Genomic DNA, 24,812 nt, shown 5'->3' with positions numbered 1-24,812 from the left:
GCCGCCCCCGCCTCTGGTTCGAGATCCTGCTGATCGCGGTGAGTTACTGGACGTACTCACTGATCCGCAATGCGGTACCGGAACAGAGGGCCGAGGCGCTCAGCAACGCCGACTGGCTCTGGAAGCTGGAGCACCACCTCGGCATCGCCGTCGAGGAGTCGATCAACCACGCCGTGAACTCGGCGACTTGGCTCATCGTCGGCATGAACTACTACTACGCCACGCTGCACTTCATCGTCACCCTGGCCGTCCTGGTCTGGCTCTACCGCAGCCACCCCGGCCGCTACGCGGCGACCCGCCTGGTCCTGTTCGCCACCACAGGTGTGGCCCTGGTCGGTTACTACCTGTATCCGCTCGCTCCCCCACGGCTGATGAGCAACGGCGGCTTCATCGACACGGTGATGGTCCACGACACCTGGGGTTCGATGGCCTCGGGCGACCTGAAGAACATGTCGAACCAGTACGCCGCGATGCCGTCGATGCACATCGGCTGGTCCGTCTGGTCGGGCCTGACGATCTTCGCCCTGGCGCGGATCCCCTGGGTACGCGTCCTGGGCGTCCTGTACCCCACGGCGACACTGCTGGTGATCGTCGCGACGGCCAACCACTTCTGGCTGGACGCGGTGGGCGGCATCCTCTGCCTGGCGTTCGGCTACACGGTGGCACGCCTGTGGTACGGAGCGCTGCCGCACGCACTGCCGAAACTGGTGCCACAGCCGCGTACGGCGGGAAGGGGACGTGCCGGGGGGTGTCCGCCCGCAGCGGCGGGCGTCAAGAAACAGCGCCTTCTCCCCAGCCCCAACCGCCCGACCGAGGACACACACCCCCCGGCGCGGCCCCGCCCCACCACAAAACCGTAGGCGCTCCGCGCACCCCCGCTCACCCGCACAGCCCGCCACACGCCTCCCCGCCCGACCGCCGGAGGCATCACGCCCCGTAGAACAGCTCCTCCACCACACTCCGCGCCCGCCGCGCCGTACGCCGATACGCATCGAGCATGTCGCCCACGTGACCGGGCTCACTGCCCAGGTAGCGCCCCACCGCCGCCAGCTCCCGGGGATCCGACGGGAAGGTGTCGCCGGCCCGCCCGCGCACGAGCATCACGGCGTTGCGCACCCGCGTCGCCAGCACCCACGCCTCGTCCAGGATCGCCGCCTCCTCCGCCGGGATGAGCCCGGCCGCGCACGCCGCGGCGAGGGCATCCCGTGTCCGCGTCGTCCGCAGGCCCGGCTCGGCCCAGCCGTGCTGGAGCTGGAGGAGCTGGACGGTCCACTCGACGTCGGAGAGCCCGCCGGGACCGAGTTTGGTGTGCAGCTTGGGGTCGGCACCGCGCGGAAGGCGCTCGGACTCCATGCGGGCCTTCAGCCGCCGGATCTCCCGCACGGCGTCCTCGCCGAGACCTTCCGCGGGATAGCGCAGGGGGGCGATCAGGTCGATGAAGCGGCGCCCCAGATCCTCGTCCCCGGCCACCGCCTCGGCCCGCAGCAGCGCCTGCGACTCCCACACCAGGGACCAGCGGCGGTAATACGCCTCGTACGAGTTCAGCGTGCGCACCAGCGGACCCGACTTGCCCTCCGGCCGCAGGTCGGCGTCGATCAGCAGGGGCGGATCCGAGCTCGGGATCTGGAGCAGCCGGCGCATCTCCGCGACCACCCGGTTCGCGGCCTGCGCGGCCTCCTGCTCCTCCACCCCTTCCCGCGGCTCGTGCACGAACAGGACGTCCGCGTCACTGCCGTAGCCCAGTTCATGCCCGCCGAAGCGGCCCATGGCGATGATCGCGAAGCGGGTGGGCAGGGTGTCGCCCCAGCCCTCGCGGACGACGGCCCGGAGCGTGCCCGCGAGCGTCGCCGCCGTCAGGTCCGACACCGCCGCGCCGACGCGGTCGACGAGAGCGCCCTGGTCGGCCTCGGCCGGCTTCGTCTCGGTGCCGTAGGAGTCGACGATGTCGGCGGCGGCCGTACGGAACAGTTCGCGGCGCCGCACGCCGCGTGCCGCCGTGACCCCCTGTACGGCACCGGCCGCGCGGCCCACCCCGGCGAGGATCTCCTGCTCCAGGTGGCTGCGCGAGCGCGGTTCCAGACCGGTGCCGCCGTCGCCGTCACCGAGCAGCGCCACCGCCTCCGGGGCCCGCATCAGCAGGTCGGGGGCGAGGCGGCCCGCCGACAGGACGCGGGCGAGGTTCTCGGCGGCGGCGCCCTCGTCCCGCAACAGCCGTAGATACCAGGGGGTCTTGCCGAGCGCGTCCGACACCTTGCGGAAGTTCAGCAGGCCCGCGTCCGGATCCGCCGAGTCCGCGAACCAGCCCAACAGGACCGGCAGCAGGGTGCGTTGGATCGCCGCCTTGCGGGTGACGCCGGAGGCCAGGGCCTCCAGGTGGCGCAACGCGGAGGCGGGGTCGGCGTACCCGAGCGCGACCATCCGTTCCCGCGCCGCCTCGGCACTCAACCGGGCCTCACCCGGGGCGAGTTGGGCGACCGCGTCGAGCAGCGGACGGTAGAAGAGCTTCTCGTGCAGTCGCCGTACGGCGCTCGCGTGCCGTTTCCATTCGCGGTTCAGCTCGGTGACCGGGTCGGCGCGCAGGCCGAGGGAGCGGCCGATGCGCCGCAGGTCGGCCTCGTCCTCGGGCACCAGGTGCGTCCGGCGCAGCCGGAAGAGCTGAATGCGGTGCTCCATGGAGCGCAGGAAGCGGTAGGCGGCATCCAGCTGCGCGGCGTCCGCGCGACCGACGTAGCCGCCGGCGGCGAGTGCGCGCAGGGCGTCCAGGGTGGTGCCGCTGCGCAGGGAGGCGTCGTCCCGGCCGTGCACCAACTGCAGCAGCTGTACGGCGAATTCGACGTCGCGCAGGCCTCCCGGGCCGAGCTTGAGCTGGCGGTCCAGCTCGGCGACGGGGATGTTCTCGACGACCCGGCGGCGCATCTTCTGCACGTCGGCGACGAAGTTCTCCCGCTCGGCGGCCTTCCAGACCAGGGGCTCCAGCGCGGCGACGTACTCCTCGCCCAGCTCGATGTCGCCGGCCACCGGGTGCGCCTTGAGCAGCGCCTGGAACTCCCAGGTCTTGGCCCAGCGCTGGTAGTAGGCGAGGTGGCTGCTGAGCGTGCGCACCAGCGGGCCGTTACGGCCCTCGGGGCGCAGATTGGCGTCGACCGGCCAGATCGACCCCTCGACGGTGGTCTCGGAGCAGATCCGCATCATGTGCGAGGCGAGCTTGGTGGCGGACCGCAGCGCCTTGCCCTCGTCGGCACCGTCGACGGACTCCCCCACGAAGATCACGTCGACGTCGGAGACGTAGTTCAGCTCGTGGCCCCCGCACTTGCCCATCGCGATCACCGCGAGCCGGCACTGCGCGGCGTCCTCCGGGGCGGCCGTGCGGGCGATGGCCAGCGCCGCGCGCAGGGTCGCGGTGGCGAGGTCGGCGAGCTCGGCGGCCGTCTGGGCCACGTCGGTGGTGCCGCACACGTCACGCGCGGCGATGGACAGCAGACAGCGCCGGTAGGCGACGCGCAGGGAGACGGGGTCGGTGGCCTCGGCGAGCCCGAGCTCGAACTCCTCGACCTCGGGGTGCAGATCCCGCGGCTCGTACATGACCAGCGCCTGCCAGTCGCTCGGGTGCCGGGCGAGGTGGTCGGCGAGCGCGGCGGAGGCGCCGAGCACGCCGAGCAGCCGGTCGCGCAGGGGCTTGGCCGCTATCACCGTGTCGAGCAGTTCCCGCTGGGCGACGGGGTCGGGCTGCGCTTCGAGCAGCCGTACGAGACCGAGCAGGGCGAGGTCCGGGTCGGCGGTGGCGCCCAGGGCCTCGAGGAGCACCGGGTCGTTCCGGATCGGCGCGACCTGGGCGCTGTCCAGGAGCCGCTCGGCGGCCGAGGGGTCGGTGAATCCGTGCCGCAGCAGCCGCGTGAACGTACTGCTCCTGCGCCCCGGCGCCGTCATGCTCGGCCTCCCGTCCGATCGGGGTCGTGCGCGCCCGATCAAGGTCGTACGCGATCGAGCGTAACCGCTGCGCTGGGCTTGGGCGGGATGCCTGCGGCGGCCCGTTGCTGTCCGGTGGGGTTCGCGTAGCGCCTGCGGGTGCGTTGTGGGTCGGGGCCGTGCCGGGGGGTGTCCGTACGCGGGTGCGGGCCCGTGTTCACGCCGTACGCGGGTGCGGGCCCGTGGGCTACGCGTTCGCCACGCGGTCGGCCGCTTTCCAGCGCCGGTCCGGGCATCTCAGCCCGTCTGGGGGTGCCCCCTCTGGGGGAGTTTGAGGACGAGGCCCGTTCAGGGCCGAAGCGGGGGTCTGGGGGCGGCAGCCCCCAGCAGCGACGCCGGGTGCCTTGGGAGTAACGGAACCTGTTCCTCGCGTGGCGCAGAGCATCGGTTTCCGCTTCGGTAAGGGTGAGCCGTTCAGCCAGACCCGTTGGCGATTCTCCTTGGAGGACTAGCGATGGACTTCACGCTCGAAGTGATCCCGCTGCCCGTGAGCGACATCGACCGGGCCCGTGACTTCTACCGGGACAAGGTCGGCTTCCACGTCGACATCGACCAGGAAGTGATGCCCGGCATGCGCATCGTCCAGCTCACGCCTCCGGGCTCGGGCTGTTCGATCGCACTCGGCGACAGCATCTGGGACCTGACCAAGGGCGAGACCAGGCCCGAGCCTGGCTCCTACCAGGGCCTCCAGCTCTGCGTCGCCGACATCAAGGCGGCCCGGGCGGAGCTGGTGGAGCGGGGGCTGGACGTGTCGGAGCCGGTCCAGTACGCCCCCGACGACGGCGCGACGTTCATGTACTTCACGGACCCGGACGGCAACGGCTGGTCGATCCAGGAGTACCGGCGCAGGGAGACCGAGCCCCTGCACAGGCTCCTTACGGACCTGGCCGCCAAGCGGCAGCAGGTGCAGTAGGCCGGCCGTGCTCCCGTGCGTGGAAAAGCCGCGGTGCCGAGGCACCGCGGCACTCTGACGGACGCGTGCCGCGCCCCTCTGGGGGCGCGGCACCGTGACATCGCTAGAGAACCGGCAGGTTCTTCCGCAGCTCGAACGCGGTGACCTCGGAGCGGTACTCCTCCCACTCCTGGCGCTTGTTGCGCAGGAAGAAGTCGAAGACGTGCTCGCCCAGTGTCTCGGCGACCAGGTCGCTGTTCTCCATGAGGGTCAGCGCCTCGCCGAGGTTCTGCGGGAGGGGCTCGATGCCCATCGCGCGGCGCTCGGCGTTGGACAGCGCCCACACGTCGTCCTCGGCGCCCGGCGGCAGTTCGTAGCCCTCCTCGATGCCCTTGAGGCCGGCGGCCAGCAGGACCGCGTACGACAGGTACGGGTTCGCGCCGGAGTCCAGGGAGCGGACCTCGACCCGTGCCGAGCCCGTCTTGCCGGGCTTGTACATCGGGACGCGGACCAGGGCCGAGCGGTTGTTGTGGCCCCAGCAGATGTACGACGGGGCCTCGCCGCCGGCGCCCGCGGTGCGCTCGGAGCCGCCCCAGATGCGCTTGTAGGAGTTCACCCACTGGTTGGTGACCGCGGAGATCTCCGCCGCGTGCCGCAGCAGGCCCGCGATGAAGGAGCGGCCGACCTTGGAGAGCTGGTACTCGGAGCCCGACTCGTAGAACGCGTTGCGGTCGCCCTCGAACAGGGACAGGTGCGTGTGCATGCCGCTGCCCGGGTGCTCGGAGAACGGCTTCGGCATGAAGGTTGCCTGGACGCCCTGCTCCAGCGCGACCTGCTTCATGACCAGGCGGAAGGTCATGATGTTGTCGGCCGTGGAGAGCGCGTCGGCATAGCGGAGGTCGATCTCCTGCTGGCCGGGGGCGCCCTCGTGGTGGGAGAACTCGACCGAGATGCCCATCGACTCCAGCATGGTGATCGCCTGGCGGCGGAAGTCCATGCCGATGTTCTGCGGGGTGTGGTCGAAGTAGCCGGAGTTGTCGGCCGGGGTGGGGCGCGAGCCGTCCAGCGGGCGGTCCTTCAGGAGGAAGAACTCGATCTCCGGGTGGGTGTAGAAGGTGAAGCCCAGGTCGGAGGTGCGGGCCAGGGCGCGCTTCAGGACGTAGCGCGGGTCCGCGAAGGACGGGGAGCCGTCCGGCATCAGGATGTCGCAGAACATGCGAGCCGTGCCGGGGGCCTCCGCGCGCCAGGGCAGGACCTGGAACGTCGAGGGGTCCGGCTTGGCGATCATGTCGGACTCGTAGACGCGGGCGAAGCCCTCGATCGCCGAGCCGTCGAAGCCGATGCCCTCGTCGAAGGCCTGCTCCAACTCGGCGGGGGCCACGGCCACGGACTTGAGGAAGCCCAGCACGTCCGTGAACCACAGCCGTACGAACCGGATGTCGCGCTCCTCCAACGTCCGGAGCACGAATTCCTGCTGCTTGTCCATCTTCCGCTTCCCCATCCTTGCTGGTCAGGCCGCCTGGCTCCGGTACTGCGGGAGGCGGTCGGGCACCTGAGCATCACACCACAACACCATTTCAGGCGCGTTGCGCACCTTGATCGCCGAAGCGACCTCCGGTCGAACGCCCGCATACGGCGAGTGTCCCGCCATGGTGCCCGGTGAACTGCTCTGCTGCCCATCTTGCCTGCTCGGACCGACATCCGTAATGCCCGGCCCCACAGGACCCACCCCACTTTAATTTGCATCTTGGATGCAAGTTTTAATGGTGGTGCTCATCAGCCATGTGCGAAGGAGTCCTGATGCTGTCCGAGCAGTCCGCCGCCACCGTGCGCGCCACCCTCCCCGTCGTCGGCGGCGCCATCGGTGAGATCACCGAGCGCTTCTACGCCGGCTTGTTCGCGGCCCGCCCCGAGCTGCTGCGCGACCTCTTCAACCGCGGCAACCAGGCGGCCGGCACCCAGCGCCAGGCGCTCGCGGGGTCGATCGCCGCGTTCGCGACGTACCTCGTGGACCACCCCGACGAGCGGCCGGACGCGATGCTGGGCCGCATCGCCCACAAGCACGCCTCCCTGGGCGTCACGGCCGAGCAGTACGGAATCGTCCACAAACACCTCTTCGCCGCCATCGCCGAGGTCCTCGGCGAGGCCGTCACGCCCGCGGTCGCGGCCGCCTGGGACGAGGTCTACTGGCTGATGGCCAACGCGCTCATCGCCGTCGAGAAGCGGCTGTACGAGGAGCGCGGCGGAAGCGAGTGGCGGGAGTGGGAGGTCGTCGAGCGCGTCGAGGAGACCGCCGACGTGGCCACCTTCCGGCTGCGCCCGGCCGACGGCCGCCCGGCACCCGGCTTCCGGGCCGGGCAGTACGTCTCCGTCCAGGTCGAGCTCCCGGACGGGGCCCGGCAGAGACGCCAGTACAGCCTCTCCGCCGCCCCCGGCTCGCCCGTACGCCAGATCAGCGTGAAGCGGGTGCACGGCGGCCCGACCCCGGACGGCGAGGTCTCGAGCCACCTCCACGCGCGCGTGCGGGTCGGCGACCGCCTGCGCCTGTCGGCTCCGTACGGCGATCTCGTGCTCGACACCACCGACGCGCCGGTGCTCCTCGCCTCCGCCGGCATCGGCGTGACCCCGATGGTCGCCATGCTGGCGCACCTCGCGGACACCGGGCACGAGGGCCGGGTGATCGTCGTGCACGGCGACCGCTCCCCCGCCGACCACGCCCTGCGCGCCGACCACGAGGCGTACGCGGCCAAGCTCGCCGACGCCGCCCCGCACTTCTGGTACGAGGAGGGCGCGAGCGGCGACGACCGCGCCCGTCTGGTCGACCTGACCGACATCGCCGTACCGCAGGGCACGCGCGCGTACCTGTGCGGACCGCTGCCCTTCATGCGGGCCGTGCGAGCGCAGCTGATCGGGAAGGGCGTGGCTCCGGCCGACATCCGCTACGAGGTGTTCGGGCCGGACCTCTGGCTGGCGCGGGAGCGTTAAACGGAACGCCCGATCTGCAGCAGGAGCGGCCCGGTGGGGTCGGCCGTCACGTCGGCCACCGTCAGCGGGTCCAGCGAGGCGAAGAAGGCCTCCTGGGCCCGCCGCAGCGCGCCGCGCAGTCGGCACCCGGAGTGCAGCGGGCAGGGGTTGTCGCCCTCGCACTCCACGACGTCACCGTCCCCCTCGAAGGCCCGCACGACCGCGCCGACCGACGCGGTACGGCCCTTCTCGCTGAGCGTGAGCCCGCCGCCGCGGCCCCGGCGAGCGTCCACCAGGCCCATGTGCTGCAACTCGGCGACGACCTTGGCGGCGTGCGTGTACGGCACCTCCATGTCCGCCGCGACCTCACGGGTCGTCGGCGTGGCCTCCCCCAGGACGGCGAGCCGCATGAGGAGCCGCAGTGCCAGGTCGGTGGAGCGCAACAGCCGCATGTGTGGCAGCGTAGATAATGCGCATCCGCGGTTCAAAATATCCCGCGTACCTTCCCCACCGGCTGTCGGCCGGTCGGACGGATAGTCCCGATCCGGACTTTCCTGAACCCTCTCTACGAGAGGCCACACCTTCCCCATTACGATCAGCGAACCCGACCGCCCCTTTCCCCAGAAGGACAACACCTCATGGGCTCCGCCAAGAACAAGAGCAGCGCCTCGCGCAAGGCGCGAATAGAGGAGATGCGGCGTGCCGAGCAGGCCCGTGAGCGCCGCAACCGCATCCTCACGATCGCGGCCAGCGTGGTGATCGTCGCCGGTCTCGTCGTCGGCGGTGTCGTGCTCGTCCGGTCGCAGTCCGACAACAGCGACGCGGTGGCCGACTCCAAGACCACCGGCAAGTTCGTCACCGGCAAGGACGGCGTGCGGACCTGGGAAGGGACGCTGGGCCGCACCCACGTCGCCAAGAGCGTGAAGTACTCCTCGGAGCCCCCGGTCGGCGGCGACCACAACCAGGTGTGGATGAACTGCAACGGCGACGTCTACACCAAGGAGCTCAAGAACGAGCACGCCGTGCACTCGCTGGAGCACGGCGCGGTGTGGGTGACCTACACCTCCAAGGCGTCCAAGGCCGACGTCGAGGCGCTGGCGGCGAAGGTGAAGCAGACGCCGTACACGCTGATGAGCCCGGACGAGAAGCAGAAGGACCCGATCATGCTCACCGCGTGGGGCCACCAGCGCACGGTGACCAGCGCGAGCGACCCGAACGTCGCCAAGTTCTTCGAGACGTACGTCCAGGGCAAGCAGACGCCCGAGCAGGGCGCGGCGTGCACGGGCGGTCTGTCGGAGTGAGGCAGCACGTCGGCTGGACAGCGGGAACCGCGGCGGCAGTGCTCGTCGCGGCCGGCGCGATCACCTACGCGGTCGCCGAGGACGGTGGTTCGAGCAGTACGCCGAGCGCCGACTCGGCGGACGCCGGGTTCGCGCGCGACATGGCGGTGCACCACCAGCAGGCCGTGGAGATGTCGTACATCGTGCGTGACCGCACGAAGGACGAAGAGGTACGGCGGCTCGCGTACGACATCGCCCAGACGCAGGCCAACCAGCGCGGCATGCTGCTGGGCTGGCTGGATCTGTGGGAGTTGCCGAAGGTGTCGTCGGACGCGCCGATGACCTGGATGGGCATGGGCGACATGGCCTCCGGCAAGGACGGCGCGCTGATGCCCGGCATGGCGACCAACACGGAGATGAAGAAGCTCGAGGGCCTCAGCGGCAAGCAGGCGGAGATCTTCTATCTCCAGCTGATGACGGATCATCACAAGGGCGGCATCCACATGGCCGAGGGCTGTGTCGACAAGTGCACGGTCGGTGTGGAGAAGCGGCTCGCGCAGGGCATGGTGGACGGGCAGCAGTCGGAGATCGACCTGATGACGGGCATGCTGAAGGAGCGGGGCGCGAAGCCGCGGTCGTAGCCCCCGCGGCCGTAGCCCCGCATTCGCAGCCCTCGAAATGGCTTTGTCATTACGGTAGTTGGGACCTTCTTGGGCCAGGCAGGGCTGGGCCTCGGACAGTGCCGAGGTCTCCGCCCGCGTCTACCTCCGGGGCCGGGACGCGGCCGGTCTCGCCGCACGGGCGAAGGCCGTGTCGGACCCGGACTCGGCGTCGTACGGCAAGTACCTGACCGCCGACCAGGCCCAGGCCCGCTTCGGCGCGACGAAGGCCCAAGCGGCCGCGGTCAAGGGCTGGTTGACGTCGGCGGGCCTGAAGGTCACGGGCGTCACGCGGCACTACGTCGCCGTCACCGGCGATGTGGCCGCCGCGGAGAAGGCGTTCGGCACCCGGCTGCACAACTACACCAAGGGTGCGAGGACTTACCGCGCGCCCGCGACGACCGCCTCGGTGCCGGACAGCGTCAAGGACGCCGTCCTGACCGTCACGGGCCTGGACAACGCGCCGCACCTGGCGAGCCACCAGGACCGACTCCCGCCGCCGGAGACCGTGTTCCGCAACGCCGGGCCGTTCTCGACGTACCACGGCTCGAACGTGGCGAGCACCCTGCCGGACGCCTACGGCACGAAGATAAGGGCTACGACGACGTGACGGGCGTGGGGACACCCGCGAGCGGTTACGTGGAGTCGTACCGCCGCCGCTGACCACCGGCTCGGCCGCACACCCGGTCGCACAAAGGGGCGCCCCGCCGACGGGGGAAGATCGGCGGGGCGCTTTGGTGCCGCAGTGGTTCAGGGGGTCGGAGCCCGGAGGGGCTCAGTGGACGGAGTGCTCCTCCAGCGGGAACGTTCCGCCGACCACGTCCTCCGCGAACGCCTTCGCCGCGTTGCCCATGACCTCGCGGAGGTTGGCGTACTGCTTCACGAACTTGGGGACCCGGCCGCCGGTCAGGCCCAGCATGTCCGTCCAGACCAGGACCTGCGCGTCCGTCTCCGGTCCGGCGCCGATGCCGACCGTCGGGATGTGCAGGACGCGGGTGACCTCGGCCGCGAGCTGAGCCGGGACCAGTTCCAGGACGACCGCGAACGCGCCCGCGTCCTGGACGGACTTCGCGTCGCGCAGCAGCTGCTGGGCCGCCTCCTCGCCGCGGCCCTGGACGCGGTAGCCCATGGCGTTGACGGACTGGGGGGTCAGGCCGATGTGGGCCATGACCGGGATGCCGGACTCGACCAGCAGCCGGATCTGGTCGTGGGAGCGCTCGCCGCCCTCCAGCTTCACGGCGCCGACGCCCGCCTCCTTCACCAGCCGGGTCGCCGAGCGCAGCGCCTGCACCGGGCCCTCCTGGTACGAGCCGAAGGGCAGGTCGCCGACGATCAGGGCGCGCGAGGTGCCGCGTACGACGGCCGCCGAGAGCATGGTCATCTCGTCGAGCGTGACGGGCACGGTCGTGTCGTACCCGAGGTGACAGTTGCCCGCCGAGTCGCCGACGAGCATGACCGGGATGCCGGCCTCGTCGAAGACGGACGCGGTCATCGCGTCGTAGGCGGTGAGCATGGGCCACTTCTCGCCCCGCTCCTTGGCGAGGGCGATGTCCCGGACAGTGATGCGGCGGGTGCCCTTCCCCCCGTACAGCGCCTTGCTGCCGTCGGAGGGCTTCGCCTGAGGCGTCTGGGCAGCCGAAAGCTGCGTCATTGCAACGGCTCCTTCATGTCATCTCGAGGCGCCCTGACGGCGTCCCCGGATCCCTTCCATGGTGGCACTTCGTGCCAAGGAGGGCTAGGCCACTCCGTGTGAGTTCCGCCCCGCGAATCGGCCGCGTAAGGTCTCGGCAAAAACTTTCGATACGAGACGGTTCCGTATCGTAAATCGCCTAGGCTCGACGGCATGACTTCTCCCGCCCCTGACACCGGCCCCCGCATACCGGAAGCCGTGCACCGGCGCCGCTGGGCGATCCTCGGCGTGCTGATGCTCAGCCTGCTGATCGTCGTCCTCGACAACTCGATCCTGAACGTCGCCATCAAGACCATCTCGACCCCGGCCCCGACCGGCCTGGGCGCCACCCAGAGCGAGCTGGAGTGGGCGATCAACGCCTACACCCTCGTCTTCGCCGGCCTGCTGTTCAGCGCGGGCATCCTCGGCGACCGGCTCGGCCGCAAGAAGGTCCTGCTCGGCGGCCTCGCGGTGTTCGGCATCGGCTCGGCCCTCGCCGCGTTCTCCGGCTCGCCCGGCGAGCTCATCGCCTTCCGCGCGGTGATGGGCCTCGGTGCCGCCTTCGTCATGCCGGCCACGCTGGCCGTCCTGATGAACGTCTTCGAGCGCGACGAGCAGCCCAAGGCCATCGGCATCTGGGCGGGCGGCGTCGGGCTCGCCATCGCCATCGGCCCGATCACCGGCGGTGTCCTCCTCGACCACTTCTGGTGGGGGTCCGTCTTCCTCATCAACGTGCCGATCGTGCTGCTCGCGCTCGCGCTGATGCTGTGGCTGGTCCCGGACTCGCGTGATCCGAAACCCGGGCGCATCGACCCCATCGGCGTCGTGCTCTCCGTCGTCGGCCTGGTCCTGCTCGTCTACGGCATCATCAAGGGCGGCCAGCTCGCCGACTTCACTGACCCGACGGTCCTCGCGACCATCGCCGCCGGCGCCGCCGTCCTCGTCGCCTTCGTCGTGTTCGAAAAGCGCAGCGACCATCCGTCCATCGACGTCACATACTTCCGGAACAAGGTCTTCTCGGCCGCGATCGGCGTCATCGCGCTGGTCTTCTTCGCCCTGATGGGCGTGACCTTCTTCTCGGTCTTCTACACCCAGAGCGTGCGGGGCTACTCGCCCCTGGAGACCGGCCTGCTGATGCTGCCGCTCGCCGCCGCCCAGATGATCTTCGCGCCGCGCGCCCGGCTCGTCGTCGACCGGTTCGGGAACAGGGCCACGACCACCGGGGCCATGCTGCTCATCGCGGCCACCCTGGCCGCGTTCGCCACGTTCGAGGCGGACACGCCGATCTGGCTCCTGGAGGTGGTGTTCTTCCTCATGGGCGCCGCCATGGCGCACATCATGACCCCGATCAGCGTCGTCATCATGCAGGCCATGCCCCGCGAGAAGGCCGGCTCCGCCTCCGCCCTCAGCAACACCTTCCGCCAGGTCGGCGGCGCGCTCGGCATCGCCGTACTGGGCTCGGTCCTGTCGACCGCGTACCGGGGCGGCATCGAGGACAAGCTCACGGCGCTGCCGGAGGGCGTACGGCACACGGCGGGCGAGTCCATCGAGGCCACGCTCGGCGTCGCCGACCGGCTCGGCCCGCGGGGCGAGGCCCTCGTCGGACCGGCCCACGACGCCTTCCTGCACGCCATGCACGTGACGGCGCTGTGGGGTGCGGGCGTCGCGGTGCTCGGCGCGGTGGTCGTGGCGCTGTTCCTGCCGGGGCGGCCGACGGCACCTCAGGAGGGGGAGACCGAGCGGGAGTTGGCGGCGGCAGAGTAGCAGCGGCGTGGGAGCGGAGTAGAAGCAGAGTGGGCGCACGCCGACACGCGCTTCGTACCCGCCGTCGCCGTACACCGCCGTACACCAGGGAGAATCACCACACCCCACCGAAAGGACCGAGCCAAGTGAGCCTCGCCGACAGCCAGTCCCGGCACGACGGCCCCGCCCGGGGCCGCCCCCGCAGCGAGGCCGTGGAGCGATCCATCATGGAGGGGATCCTGAAGCTGCTGGAGGAGGGCGTGCCGCTCGCGGAGCTGTCCATCGAGCGCATCGCCCGCACCGCAGGCGTCGGCAAGGCCACCATCTACCGCCGCTGGAGCGGCAAGGAGGAGCTCTTCGTCGACGTCGTGCGGGCCGCCGAACCCCCGGACCCCGAACTGCCCGGCACCTCGGTGCGCGACGATCTCGTGGTGCTCATGGAGCAGTTGCGCAGGCGCGGCCTGATGACCCGTTCGTCGGTGCTCCTGCACAACGTCATCGCCCAGATGAAGAGCAGTCCGAAGATCTGGGACGCCTATCACGGAAACGTCGTCGAGCCGCGGCGCAGGAAACAGCACGCGATCCTGCGCCGCGGACAGGACAACGGCGAGTTGCGCACGGACATCGACGTCGACGTGATGAACGACATGATCTTCGGCCCGATGCTGGTGCGTACCGTCATGCGCCCGGACGCCGACCTTCCCGAAGGGCTGGCGGAGCAGATGGTCGACGCCATGCTCGAAGGTCTACGGCCCGTCAGTTCACGCACCTCGTAGATCGCATGTGCGCGTTTCGTCACAGAGCGCGCTTTCCCTCACCGCAACCGGAACTCGTGAAGGCGACTTGTACGTCCTCGCCCCCGTACGGCCGTCATGAGTACGGCAGGAACGGGACCGATCATCCCCTAGGGTTTCTTTGGGCGCGGGGGGACGACGGTGTTGCACGGCAGGTAGTGAGGCGACGGTATGGCGCAGCAGGCGTACGTGACGGAGACCGACAACGGCGGCTCGGGGCCCGAGCGCCGGGAATCTGGGCTTCGGCGCCTGACGGACCGCTTGAAGGGCCTGGTGGCCGGCTGGCGGGGCGACCCGCGCGTCTGGCGGCGCGGCATCGTGCCGGCCGCCCTCGCGGTGATCCTCGCCCTGGTGATGCTGCTGCATGCGCAGATCCCGAACGTGGTCGGCAACCTCGGCAGCCTGACCGAGACGTTCCTGCCCTGGCTGGGCCTGTTCGTCCCGGTGCTGCTCGTGCTGGCCCTGGTCCGCAAATCCGCGACCGCGCTCATCGCCGTGCTGCTCCCGGCGATCGTGTGGCTGAACCTCTTCGGCGGCCTGCTCGTCGACCGGACCGGCTCCGGCGGCGACCTCACGGTGGCCACCCACAACGTCAACGCGGAGAACACCGACCCGTCCGGCACGGCCCGGGACGTGGCCGCGTCCGGCGCGGACGTCGTGGCCCTGGAGGAGCTGACAGCCGGCGCGGTCCCGACGTACGAGAAGGCGCTCGCGTCGACGTACAGGTACCACACGGTGCAGGGCACCGTCGGGCTGTGGAGCAAGTACCCGCTGAGCGGCGTCAAGCCCGTCGGCATCAAGCTGGGCTGGACCCGCGCCATGCGGGCCGCGGTCACCACGCCGGCCGGGCAGGTCGCGGTGTACGTCGCCCACCTGCCGTCGGTGCGGGTGAAGGTGGAGGCCGGGTTCACCGCCCGGCAGCGCGACAAGAGCGCCAACGCGCTGGGCGAGGCCATCGCCCACGAGCAGCTGCAGAAGGTGGTCCTGCTCGGCGACCTGAACGGCACGATGAACGACCGCGCGCTCAACGCCGTCACCGCCCAGATGCGCTCCACGCAGGGCGCGGCGGGCAGCGGGTTCGGGTTCAGCTGGCCGGCATCGTTCCCGATGGCGCGGATCGACCAGATCATGGTGAAGGGACTGGAGCCGGAGAGCTCGTGGACGCTGCCGGAGACGGGGAGCGATCACCTTCCGGTGGCTGCTCGTGTGAAGGTCGACACGTCCTCTTAACCCGGGGGAATACCGGGGCCGGGAGCATTTGTTCCGGGACTGAACATAAACGTGGTCCCAGAACTCCGCTCCCCCTCGAAAGGCACGGCTTCTTTCATGCCCCTGGCCCTGCTCGCCCTGGCCGTCGGCGCCTTCGGCATAGGCACCACCGAGTTCGTGATGATGGGCCTGCTGCCCGACGTCGCGGACGACCTGCACATCTCCATCCCCACCGCCGGACACCTGGTCTCGGCGTACGCGCTCGGCGTCGTCATCGGCGCCCCGCTGCTGGCGGCCGTGACCGCCCGCATGTCCCGCCGTACGGTCCTGATCGCGCTGATGGCGCTCTTCGTGGCGGGCAACGCGGCGTCGGCCTTCGCGCCGGACAACTCCTGGCTCCTCGTGGCCCGCTTCATGAGCGGTCTGCCGCACGGTGCCTTCTTCGGCGTCGGTGCCGTGGTCGCCACGAACATGGTCGCGCCGGAGCGCAAGGCCCGGTCGGTGTCCCTGATGTTCCTCGGACTGACCGTCGCGAACGTCGTGGGCGTGCCGGTCGCCACCCTCATGGGGCAGCACCTGGGATGGCGGGCGACCTTCCTGGGCGTCAGCGCGATCGGCCTGGCCGCCATCGCCTCCCTCGCCCTGCTGATCCCGCACGACCGGGTGCCCGCGCCCTCCGCCGGGCTGCGGGGCGAGCTGGCCGCGCTGAAGTCCCTGCCGGTGTGGCTGGCGCTCGGCACGACGGTCGCGGGCTTCGGCGCGCTCTTCGCCGCGTACAGCTACGTCACGCCGATGCTGACCGACTCCGCCGGGTACGCCGACGCCAGCGTGACGCTGCTGCTGGCGCTGTTCGGCGTGGGCGCGACCATCGGCAACCTGCTGGGCGGACGCCTGGCGGACCACTCGATGCGCAGGACCCTGTTCGGGGGCCTTCTCTCCCTGGCCGCGGTGCTGGCCCTGTTCCCGCTGCTGATGTCCACGGCATGGAGCGCGGCCCTGGCGGTGACGCTGCTCGGCATGGCGGCGTTCGTGGCCGGCTCCCCGCTCAACCTGATGGTGATGGAGAAGGCGTCGTCGGCTCCGTCCCTGGCCTCCTCGGCCAACCAGGCGGCCTTCAACCTCGCCAACGCGGGCGGCGCCTGGATCGGCGGCCTCGCCCTCGCGGCCGGCTTCGGTGTGACGTCCCCGGCGCTGGCCGGCGCGGCACTGGCCGTCCTCGGCCTCGGGGTCGCGGGTGCCGCGTACGCGGTGGACCGGCGCCGGGTCGCTCCGCGGGCCGGCCGGGAGCGTGTGGTCGCGGGGCATGTTCCGCAGCAGGGCGAGACGGTCCGGTACTGAGATCTGCGGTCCGGTACTGCGATCTTCTGAACCTGTAGGCCCTGTCGGTGATCTGTAGGGCCTGTCGGTGATCTGTCGGTCGTTTGTCGGTGCGTCCTGACACCGTCATCCTCATGACGCGAATCGACAAGAAGCCGAGCGGCGAGAGCACCGCCGTCTCTGTGCGGGGGTTGGTCAAGCACTACGGCGAGACCAAGGCTCTGGACGGTGTGGACCTGGACGTCCGCGAGGGCACCGTCATGGGCGTGCTCGGGCCGAACGGGGCGGGGAAGACGACCCTCGTGCGGATCCTGTCCACACTGCTGGCACCGGACGCCGGGCAGGCCACGGTCGCCGGATACGACGTTGTACGGCAGCCGCGGCAGCTGCGCCGGGTGATCGGGCTGACCGGGCAGTACGCCTCCGTCGACGAGAAGCTCCCGGGGTGGGAGAACCTGTATCTCATCGGGCGGCTGCTGGACCTGCCCCGCAAGGACGCACGCGCGCGTGCCGACGAACTGCTGGAGCGGTTCTCGCTGACCGAGGCCGCCAAGCGGCCCGCGAGCACCTACTCCGGCGGTATGCGGCGGCGGCTCGACCTGGCGGCCTCCATGATCGGACGGCCGGCCGTGCTGTTCCTCGACGAACCGACCACCGGGCTCGACCCCCGCACCCGCAACGAGGTGTGGGACGAGGTCAAGGCCATGGTCGGGGACGGTGTGACCGTGCTGCTGACCACCCAGTACATGGAGGAGGCCGAGCAGCTCGCCTCCGAACTGACCGTCGTCGACCGGGGCAAGGTCATCGCGGGCGGGGGGATCGAGGAGCTCAAGGCCAAGGTCGGCGGACGGACCCTGCGGATCCGGCCGGTCGACGCCTTGCAGCTGCGCCCGCTCGCCGGGTATCTCGACGATCTCGGCATCACCGGGCTCGCCACCACGACCGTGGACACCGCCACCGGCACGCTCCTCGTGCCGATCCTCAGCGACGAGCAGCTGACGGCCGTCGTCGGCGCCGTGACCGCCCGCGGTATCACGCTCGGCTCCATCAGCACCGAACTGCCCAGCCTGGACGAGGTGTTCCTCTCCCTCACCGGCCACCGCGCCAGTGCCCCGCAGGACACCGTGCCCACCGACGACCGCGAGGAGGTCGCCGTATGAGCGCCGCCACCGCAACCACGGCCGCATCCGGCGACGACGCCCGCATCACCCTGCGCGGGCACCTGCGGCACACCGGCGCCCTCGTCCGCCGCAACCTGCTGTGGATCCGCCAGGACCCGGAGTCGATGGCCGACGCGCTGCTGATGCCGGTCATCTTCACCCTGCTGTTCGTGTTCGTCTTCGGCGGCTCGATCGGGCAGGCGCTGGGCGGCGGACAGGATCAGTACGTGCAGTACGTGATCCCCGGCATGATCGCGATGATGAGCATGACGCTGTCCCAGGGCGTCGGCACCGGCTTCAGCCAGGACTTCAACTCCGGTGTCATGGACCGCTTCCGGTCCCTGCCGATCGGGCGCGGCTCGGTGCTCTTCGCGAAGATCTCGGTGGAGCTGCTGCGGATGCTGTTCGCGACCACCGTGCTGATGATCGTCTCCGTGGCGGTCGGGTTCGACATCACCAACTGGCCCGGCCTGTTCGCGACCGTGGCCCTGTCCACGGCGTTCGCCTCGTCGATCATGTGGGTGTTCCTCACCCTGGGCGTGATCATGAAGAACGCGCAGTCCGTGCAGGCGATGGGCTTCCTGGTGCTGTTCCCGCTCCAGTTCGGCTCGTCGATCTTCGCGCCGACGACCTCGATGCCGGGCTGGCTGCAGGCCTTCACCGACTACAACCCGCTGTCCACGCTCGCGGACGCCGCGCGCGGACTGATGGTGGGCGGGCCGGTCGCGCACGACCTGTGGGTGACGCTCGCCTGGTCGGTGGCCATTACGGCGGTGATGGCGCCGATCGCGATCCACAAGTTCCGGACGAAGAGCTGACGCACGGACCCGGTCCGTGCCGGTGCGCGTCAGATCAGGGCGGCGGCCTCCTCCGAGGAGAGGGCGCCGCCCTCCGCGTACGCCGCCTCGTAAGCCGCGTCGCCCAGCACCGCCCGCGTGCGCGCCACCGCCCGGTCGCGCACCTCGCGCTCCTGGGACGACGCGACGTGCCGGGGCGGCAGCAGCGCGTCGGCGGCGCCGAGGCAGCGGGCGGCGTCACGGGCACGGCAGCCGCCGTCGACGCGGGCGAGGGCGAACGCGGCGATGGTCAGGTAAGCGGAACGCATCTGCGGGGCGATGGCCTGGGAGAGAGGGTCCTCGGCGCGTTCCAGGGCGCGCCTGATCCTGTCCATGGACTCCGGGTAGCGGCCGTCGACCGCGTCCAGCCAGGCCTCGGCACCGAGGATGAAGGCGTCGAAGATGATGAAATAGGCGATCTTGAACTCCTCGCGCAGCAGCCGGAGATGCTCACGCGCCTCGGGAACCCGGTCCGTCATGCCGAGTCGGCCGGCCAGGATCAGCCGGGCGAAGGGCATCGCCTGATCGGTTCCGCCGCTCCCTTGGTCGATGACCTCGCGCAGCAGACGCTCTCCCCGCTCGGCCTCACCGCCCTCGATCAGCACGGCGGCGAGCCGGGCGCAGAGCACACCCACCTGGGCGCGGGCGCCGAGGAGTTCGGCGTGTTCGATCGCCGCCTGGTAGTCGGCGGCGGCCGCGCGGTACTCGCCCCTGCGCTCATGTGCCTCGGCGCGCGCGGCGAGCGCCTCCGCGGTGCCCCACAGATCGCCGAGGCGACGGTAGATGGCCAGCGATTCGTCGGCGTCGCGGGTGGCGTCGCCGCTCCACTCGGTGCGGTTGGCGAGCAGATTGGCCCGCATCTGCAGACCGGCGGCGAGGTCCCACTCGTATCCCGGCACACGGCGGCAGGTGTCGATGGCGGCGTCGGCGATCTCCCGGACCCGCGCCATGTTCCCGGTGAGCAGGACGGCGTAGAACCACAGGGAGCCGGGGAACCGGCAGCCCTGCGGGAGTCCGGGCTCGTACGTCTGGCCGATGACGCGCAGCTTGTTCTGCCGCTCAGGGGTCTGCCAGGCCTCCAACTCGGTGTCCATGCAGGCGAGATGGACCAGATGGACGCCACGCCGGGCTTCCGCGAGGACCTCGCCCGTCCAGGGCGGCGGCGTGGCCGTGCAGCGCTCCCACACCGGGGCGGCGGGCCGGACGGGCTCGGTGAAGGGGTCGGGGCCGAGATCCTGAACCTCCCGGCACCAGTTGCGGGAGACGATGCGCTGGTCGCGCATCTGCCAGTACCAGGCCATCGACAGCACCAGGCACATCGCCTCCTGCTCGTCGCGCAGGGCGACGGCGTGGTGCAGGGCGGCGCGTACGTTCTCGCTCTCGCGCTCCAGCCGCTGGACGGCGACGAGCTGACCGGCGCCGCGCATCAACGGCTCCGTGGTGCGGGCGAGTTCGCGGTAGTACGTCAGATGCGCGCGCGCCGCCTGAGCACGCTGCCCGCTCTCGTCGAGCCGCTCGCCCGCGTACTCGGCGACGGTCTCCAGCAGCCGGTAGCGCATCTCGCCGTCGTTCGAAGGGGCCGCCACCACAAGGGACTTGTCGACGAGCGAGCCGAGCGCCTCCAGCGCGACGGCCCCGCACACGGCCTCGGCGGCGGCGAGATCGCACCCGCCGGCGAACACGGACAACCGCCGCAGCACCTCCCGTTCACCCTCGTCCAGCAGCTCCCAGGACCAGTCGACGACCGCCCGCAGGGTCTGCTGGCGGGGCAGCACGGTACGGCTGCCCGAGGTGAGCAGCCGGAAGCGGTCGTCGAGCCGGTCGGCTATCTGACGTGGCGTCAACACGCGGAGGCGGGCGGCGGCGAGCTCGATGGCGAGGGGCAGTCCATCCAGCCGCCGGCAGATCTCCGCGCACGCTTCCGGATCGCCCTCGATCCGGAACCCGGGCCTCGCCGCGGCCCCCCGGTCGGCGAGCAGTCGCAGCGCCGACGGCTCGGGCAGCGGCTCCACGGGCCGCAGCAACTCCCCCGGTACGCCGAGGGGTTCACGGCTGGTGGCGAGCACCGTCAGCTCCGGGCAGCGCTCCAGCAGCTCCTCCGCGAGACGGGCGGCGGCCTCGACGACGTGCTCGCAGTTGTCGAGGATCAGCAGCATGCGCCGCTTGCCGCAGTGCTCGGCGAGCCGCTCGACGGGGTCGTCGTGCCGGTCGGACCCGGCCCGCATCGCCTCGGCCCCGGCGCCGTACAGCACGGTCTCACGGGCGCCGACGGCGGTGAGCACGGCCTCCGGTACGGCCTCGGGATCGTCGACCGGCGCGAGCTCGGCCAGCCACACCCCGTCCGGGGCGCCGTCCCGCACACTCTCGGCGGCCTCCTGCGACAGCCGCGTCTTGCCGGCACCGCCGGGGCCCAGCAGGGTGACGAGCCGCGCGGTCGTGAGGTCGCCGCGGATGGCCTCGATGTCCGGTTCCCGGCCGACGAAGGAGGTGAGACGGGCGCGGAGGTTGCCTGTGGGCGGGGGTGGGGTGGGGGCAGCCGCAGGGGATTCACCGCGGCCGGTCCCGGAGTCGAGGGTGCGGGGCCGGTCGGGCGCGGCCAGGGCACGGGCATCGGGGTCGGCGGGAACGTCGGGGCCGGTCGATGTGCCGGGGGTACGGGAGCCCGCGCCCGCGTCGGTCCATGCGCCGGAGGTACGCGAGCCGGCACCGGTCGATTTGCCGGACGCTCCCGCGCCCGCGTCGGTCCACGTGCCGGGCGCACCCGTTCCCGTGCCCCCGGACCCTGCTCGGCGGGCCCCCGCGTCGGCGTCGCCGCGCGGCCGGGCCGCCTGCCCGTCGCGGTCGGTGCGCGGCGCGCCGTGGGCGGGGCGGAGCCCGTCGCGCGTACGCGGTTCGGCCCCTGCCCCATGCGTGGCCTGCCCCGGCCGGAGCAACTCCCCGTGCAGCGCCCGCAGTTCCGGCCCCGGGTCCGAGCCCAGCCGGTCGGCCAGGAGTTGTCGTACGTCCTCGTAGGCGACCAAGGCCTCCGCCGTACGGCCCGCGTCGCGCAGGGCGCGCAGGCGCAGGGCCTGGAGGGGTTCGTCCAGGGGGTGGGTGTCGCACAGGGCGGTCAGCTCGGGCAGGGACTGTTCGGCGTGGCCGAGGGCGAGGGCGGCGGTGTGGCGGGCGCGCAGCGCGTCCAGGCGCCGGGTCTCCTGGCGGGCCGCCTCGGCGGTGCGGTCGGGGAGGTCGGCGAGGGCGGGGCCGTGCCACAGGGCGAGGGCGTCGTCGAGAACGACGGCGGCCTTGGCGGGGTCGCCGTCGGCCAACGCGCGCGTGCCCTCGCCGGCCAGCCGCTCGAACCGGTGCAGGTCGATGTCGTCGGACGCGGCGGCGAGCCGGTACCCGCCCTCCGCCGAGACGACCGCGTCCGCCCCGAGGGCCCGCCGCAAGCGTCCGACCAGCGCCTGTAGCGCGCCCGTGGCGTCGGCGGGCGGCTCCCCGTCCCACACCTCGTCGACCAGCAGGGTCGCGGGCACGGTCCGCCCGCCCCGCAACGCCAGCACGGTCAGCAGGGCACGCAGCCGCGCCCCGCCCACCGCAACGGGGGTGCCGTCGGGGCGGAGTACCTGGGTGGTGCCGAGGATGCGATAGCGCACGGGGTCCATTGTCTCTGGTCGGTTCGGGACGGTCACAGGGTTGCGCGGCGCGGGAAGGGTGTGCGGCGCGCGAAGGGTTACGGCACCGTCATCCCGGTTCCGAGACCGTGCTCAGGGTCTCCAGCAGCTCCGCCAGCGCGGCCGGTGCCAGGCCCGTCACCTCCGCGCCCGGTGCCGTGCCCTCGTGCGGAAGGCCCCGGGCCTCGCGCACCGCGTGGGACAGCCACGAGTCCGTGCCCGGCACGTCCAGGGTCACCATCACACCCGCGTCGGCGTCCGCGAACCACTTCGGGCACTCCCACACCGGCCGCAGCGACCGCTCCCCGGGAACCGGCACCCGCGTGAGCGAACCCGGCGCCATCTCGGCGTAGCCCTGCCGGAGGACCTGGATCGCCCGTACCCGGCCCCGTGTCTCGGGCAGGTCGGGGTCGCCGTGGAACTCGGCCGTGAGGAGGCCGACCAGGCGCAACCGGTCCCCCGGCCGCGCGTCCCCCAGCTCCTCCTGCGCGACGACGCCGACCGGATGCTGGTGCAGGGCCACCACGAGCCCGCTCTCCTCCCGCAGGACCCGCACCGCACCCTCCTCTGCCGACATGTCCTCCACCGGGCCGGTGATCTTGGTGAGCTGGTCGTGCCGGCCGCCGCCGAGGGCGTCGTCGGAGGACTGGAACAGCAGCGGCCAGCTCACCTCGTCCCCCACCTTGAACGGGGTACCGCAGCACTCCATCTGCCAGTCCTCGTAGAACACATGCCAAAGCCCCATGCCCCCACCCTCCCCGGAACCACCACCCCACCGCGAGACGTTTTCCCCCTACGCCCGGTACGGTCGGGCAGGCCCGACGTCCCGTACTCCCGTCGTCCCACAGGAGCCCGTCCTCATGACCACCGCCATCACCCGCCACAGCGACCGGCGGATCAGCCCCGTCTTCGTCGGGATCCTGGCCGTCACGGCGGTGACGGGCTGGGCCACCTGGACCGGCTTCGCCGAGCAGCCCGGCCTGGCCGTGTTCCTGTTCGTGACCGCCGCCTGGATCGTGTCCCTGTGTCTGCACGAGTACGCACACGCGCGTACCGCCCTGCACAGCGGCGACATCTCGGTCGGCGCGAAGGGCTATCTGACCCTCAACCCGCTGAAGTACACGCACGCGCTGCTCAGCATCGTGATCCCCGTCGTCTTCGTGATCATGGGCGGCATCGGGCTCCCCGGCGGTGCCGTCTTCATCGAGCGCGGCCGGATCCGGGGGCGCTGGCGGCACAGCCTGATCTCGGCGGCAGGCCCGCTGACGAACGTCCTGTTCGCCGTCGTGTGCACCGCCCCCTTCTGGCTGGACGCGCTGGACGGCGTCCCCCGGGACTTCCGGTTCGCGCTCGCCTTCCTCGCCCTGCTCCAGGTCACGGCCGCGATCCTGAACTTCCTGCCGGTCCCGGGCCTGGACGGCTACGGCGTGATCGAGCCCTGGCTGTCGCACAGCATCAAGCGTCAGGTGGAGCCGTTCGCCCCCTTCGGCCTGCTGCTGGTGTTCGTGGTGCTCATGCTCCCCGCGGTGAACCGCGAGTTCTTCCAGCTGATCTACACCCTGCTGGACAACCTGGGCGTGAACGACCTGGAGCGCTACTGCGGCCAGGACCTCTATCGCTTCTGGCAGGGCACGAGCGAGTACTGCTCGATCAGCTCGTGACGGAGCCCCGCCGCTCGTCCCTGGCGCGCTTGATGTAGTACCAGGTCATGTTCGACGACAGCCCGGCCAGCAGCACCCACACGATCCCCAGCCAGCTGCCCTGCACGAAGGAGATCACGGCCGCGGCCACGGCCAGCAGACAGACGATCAGCGTATAGACACCAAGGCGGGGCATTTCGGTCGGCTCCTTCGGGGGACACTGCTACGGCGGCTACGGCGACCAGTGTCCCCCATCCCTCACACGTCCGTGACGCGGAGCCCCGCGTGCGCCTTGTAGCGCCGGTTCACCGAGATCAGGTTCGCGACCAGCGACTCCACCTGGTGGGCATTGCGCAGCCGCCCCGCGAAGACGCCGCGCATGCCGGGGATACGGCCGGCCAGCGCCTGGACGATCTCCACGTCCGCCCGTACCTCGCCGAGCACCATCACATCGGTGTCGATCTCGTCGATCTCCGGGTCCTGGAGCAGCACCGCCGACAGGTGGTGGAAGGCGGCCGTCACCCGGGACTGAGGCAGCAGGGCGGCGGCCTGCTCGGCGGCGCTGCCCTCCTCCGGCTTCAGCGCGTAGGCGCCCTTCTTGTCGAAGCCGAGCGGGTTGACGCAGTCCACGACCAGCTTGCTGGCCAGCTCCTCGCGCAGGGACTCCAGCGTCTTGCCATGCCCCTCCCACGGGACGGCGACGATCACGATGTCGCTGCGCCGCGCGCACTCGGCGTTGTCGGCGCCCTCGACACCGTGCCCGAGCTCGTCGGCGGCGGACCGGGCGCGGTCGGCCGCCCGCGAGCCGATGATCACCTTCTGCCCGGCCTTGGCGAGCCGGTAGGCGAGGCCCTTGCCCTGCGGCCCGGTCCCGCCGAGCACGCCGACGACGAGCCCGGAGACATCGGGCAGGTCCCAGGGGTCCTTGGCCGGGGCCTTCGCGGGGGCGTCGGTGGGCTGCTGTGCACTGTCGGTAGAGGTCATGGGCCGACTTTACGTGGGCCGACCTGACGGCTCCCGAGCCCGC

The 24,812-nt window shown here is 71.3% G+C and carries 20 protein-coding genes and 1 pseudogene; 13 read left to right on the top strand and 8 right to left on the bottom strand.

The window, feature by feature from the left end; genetic code table 11:
• On the top strand, positions 1-860 hold an 860-nt coding region (locus tag ADL12_RS44490; protein WP_062714263.1), incomplete at its 5' end, for a phosphatase PAP2 family protein.
• A gap of 67 nt (positions 861-927) precedes the next feature.
• Here the strand turns inward: ADL12_RS44490 and ADL12_RS44485 are convergent.
• Positions 928-3,927 (bottom strand): bifunctional [glutamine synthetase] adenylyltransferase/[glutamine synthetase]-adenylyl-L-tyrosine phosphorylase, encoded by a 3,000-nt coding sequence (locus ADL12_RS44485; protein WP_062714261.1) that lies wholly within the window; start codon positions 3,925-3,927, stop codon positions 928-930.
• A gap of 493 nt (positions 3,928-4,420) precedes the next feature.
• On the opposite strand from ADL12_RS44485, the gene ADL12_RS44480 reads away from it, so the two are divergent.
• Positions 4,421-4,879, top strand: coding sequence for a VOC family protein (locus ADL12_RS44480; protein WP_062714259.1), 459 nt, complete (start codon positions 4,421-4,423; stop codon positions 4,877-4,879).
• 103 nt (positions 4,880-4,982) lie between these two features.
• On the opposite strand, the gene glnA is transcribed toward ADL12_RS44480, so the two are convergent.
• Positions 4,983-6,344 carry a type I glutamate--ammonia ligase gene (gene glnA, locus ADL12_RS44475; protein WP_062714256.1) on the bottom strand — a complete coding sequence of 454 codons (1,362 nt, stop codon included), beginning with the start codon at positions 6,342-6,344 and terminating at the stop codon, positions 4,983-4,985.
• Positions 6,345-6,658: 314 nt separating this feature from the next.
• On the opposite strand from glnA, the gene ADL12_RS44470 reads away from it, so the two are divergent.
• Positions 6,659-7,843, top strand: coding sequence for a globin domain-containing protein (locus ADL12_RS44470; protein ID WP_062714254.1), 1,185 nt, complete (start codon positions 6,659-6,661; stop codon positions 7,841-7,843).
• Here the strand turns inward: ADL12_RS44470 and ADL12_RS44465 are convergent.
• The gene (locus ADL12_RS44465) at positions 7,840-8,274 is read right to left on the bottom strand and encodes an RrF2 family transcriptional regulator (RefSeq protein WP_062714252.1); all 435 of its coding nucleotides are present in this window, start codon (positions 8,272-8,274) and stop codon (positions 7,840-7,842) included. The genes ADL12_RS44470 and ADL12_RS44465 overlap by 4 nt on opposite strands.
• Positions 8,275-8,460: 186 nt before the next feature.
• Between ADL12_RS44465 and ADL12_RS44460 the strand changes: the two genes are divergently transcribed.
• The 3 genes and pseudogenes from ADL12_RS44460 to ADL12_RS44450 all read left to right on the top strand — a co-directional run.
• Positions 8,461-9,123: a DUF3105 domain-containing protein gene (locus ADL12_RS44460; RefSeq protein ID WP_062714250.1), complete on the top strand. Its 663-nt coding sequence runs from the start codon at positions 8,461-8,463 to the stop codon at positions 9,121-9,123.
• The gene (locus tag ADL12_RS44455) at positions 9,120-9,743 is read left to right on the top strand and encodes a DUF305 domain-containing protein (protein WP_062714248.1); all 624 of its coding nucleotides are present in this window, start codon (positions 9,120-9,122) and stop codon (positions 9,741-9,743) included. Before ADL12_RS44460 ends, ADL12_RS44455 begins: the two co-directional genes overlap by 4 nt.
• Before the next feature lie 64 nt (positions 9,744-9,807).
• Positions 9,808-10,353: pseudogene (locus tag ADL12_RS44450) on the top strand (protease pro-enzyme activation domain-containing protein); the annotation flags it as partial.
• A 183-nt stretch (positions 10,354-10,536) separates the two neighbouring features.
• On the opposite strand, the gene panB reads toward ADL12_RS44450, so the two are convergent.
• Positions 10,537-11,412: a 3-methyl-2-oxobutanoate hydroxymethyltransferase gene (gene panB / locus ADL12_RS44445; RefSeq protein WP_062714242.1), complete on the bottom strand. Its 876-nt coding sequence runs from the start codon at positions 11,410-11,412 to the stop codon at positions 10,537-10,539.
• Between the two features lie 192 nt (positions 11,413-11,604).
• Between panB and ADL12_RS44440 the strand changes: the two genes are divergently transcribed.
• From ADL12_RS44440 to ADL12_RS44415, 6 genes are all read left to right on the top strand, one after another.
• Positions 11,605-13,194, top strand: coding sequence for an MFS transporter (locus tag ADL12_RS44440; protein WP_062714240.1), 1,590 nt, complete (start codon positions 11,605-11,607; stop codon positions 13,192-13,194).
• A gap of 125 nt (positions 13,195-13,319) precedes the next feature.
• On the top strand, positions 13,320-13,949 hold the full coding sequence (locus tag ADL12_RS44435; protein WP_062714238.1) for a TetR/AcrR family transcriptional regulator: 630 nt from the start codon (positions 13,320-13,322) through the stop codon (positions 13,947-13,949).
• 288 nt (positions 13,950-14,237) lie between these two features.
• Positions 14,238-15,197, top strand: coding sequence for an endonuclease/exonuclease/phosphatase family protein (locus tag ADL12_RS44430; RefSeq protein WP_063806813.1), 960 nt, complete (start codon positions 14,238-14,240; stop codon positions 15,195-15,197).
• A gap of 96 nt (positions 15,198-15,293) precedes the next feature.
• Positions 15,294-16,514, top strand: a complete 1,221-nt coding sequence (locus tag ADL12_RS44425) for an MFS transporter (RefSeq protein WP_062714235.1) — start codon at positions 15,294-15,296, stop codon at positions 16,512-16,514.
• Positions 16,515-16,627: 113 nt separating this feature from the next.
• Entirely contained in the window at positions 16,628-17,653 is a 1,026-nt protein-coding gene (locus ADL12_RS44420) for an ATP-binding cassette domain-containing protein (protein WP_062714265.1), read from the top strand.
• Positions 17,650-18,471, top strand: coding sequence for an ABC transporter permease (locus ADL12_RS44415; RefSeq protein ID WP_062714233.1), 822 nt, complete (start codon positions 17,650-17,652; stop codon positions 18,469-18,471). The genes ADL12_RS44420 and ADL12_RS44415 overlap by 4 nt, the downstream gene beginning before the upstream one ends.
• Positions 18,472-18,500: 29 nt before the next feature.
• On the opposite strand, the gene ADL12_RS44410 is transcribed toward ADL12_RS44415, so the two are convergent.
• A complete protein-coding gene (locus ADL12_RS44410) occupies positions 18,501-22,136 on the bottom strand; it encodes an AfsR/SARP family transcriptional regulator (RefSeq protein ID WP_062714231.1) in 3,636 nt (1,211 codons plus the stop codon).
• A 79-nt stretch (positions 22,137-22,215) separates the two neighbouring features.
• Positions 22,216-22,890 carry a DUF6578 domain-containing protein gene (locus tag ADL12_RS44405; protein ID WP_062714230.1) on the bottom strand — a complete coding sequence of 225 codons (675 nt, stop codon included), beginning with the start codon at positions 22,888-22,890 and terminating at the stop codon, positions 22,216-22,218.
• A 115-nt stretch (positions 22,891-23,005) separates the two neighbouring features.
• Between ADL12_RS44405 and ADL12_RS44400 the strand changes: the two genes are divergently transcribed.
• Positions 23,006-23,806 carry a site-2 protease family protein gene (locus ADL12_RS44400; protein WP_062714228.1) on the top strand — a complete coding sequence of 267 codons (801 nt, stop codon included), beginning with the start codon at positions 23,006-23,008 and terminating at the stop codon, positions 23,804-23,806.
• Here the strand turns inward: ADL12_RS44400 and ADL12_RS44395 are convergent.
• Together ADL12_RS44395 and npdG are read right to left on the bottom strand one after the other, a co-directional pair.
• The gene (locus ADL12_RS44395) at positions 23,796-23,981 is read right to left on the bottom strand and encodes a hypothetical protein (protein ID WP_062714226.1); all 186 of its coding nucleotides are present in this window, start codon (positions 23,979-23,981) and stop codon (positions 23,796-23,798) included. The genes ADL12_RS44400 and ADL12_RS44395 overlap by 11 nt on opposite strands.
• A 62-nt stretch (positions 23,982-24,043) precedes the next feature.
• Positions 24,044-24,769 (bottom strand): NADPH-dependent F420 reductase, encoded by a 726-nt coding sequence (gene npdG, locus ADL12_RS44390; RefSeq protein WP_062714224.1) that lies wholly within the window; start codon positions 24,767-24,769, stop codon positions 24,044-24,046.
• Positions 24,770-24,812 lie beyond the last annotated feature (43 nt).

Origin of the sequence: Streptomyces regalis (assembly GCF_001509475.1) — a bacterium.
Classification (GTDB): Bacteria; Actinomycetota; Actinomycetes; order Streptomycetales; family Streptomycetaceae; genus Streptomyces; species Streptomyces regalis.
This window is presented reverse-complemented; position numbering and strand designations above follow the sequence as displayed.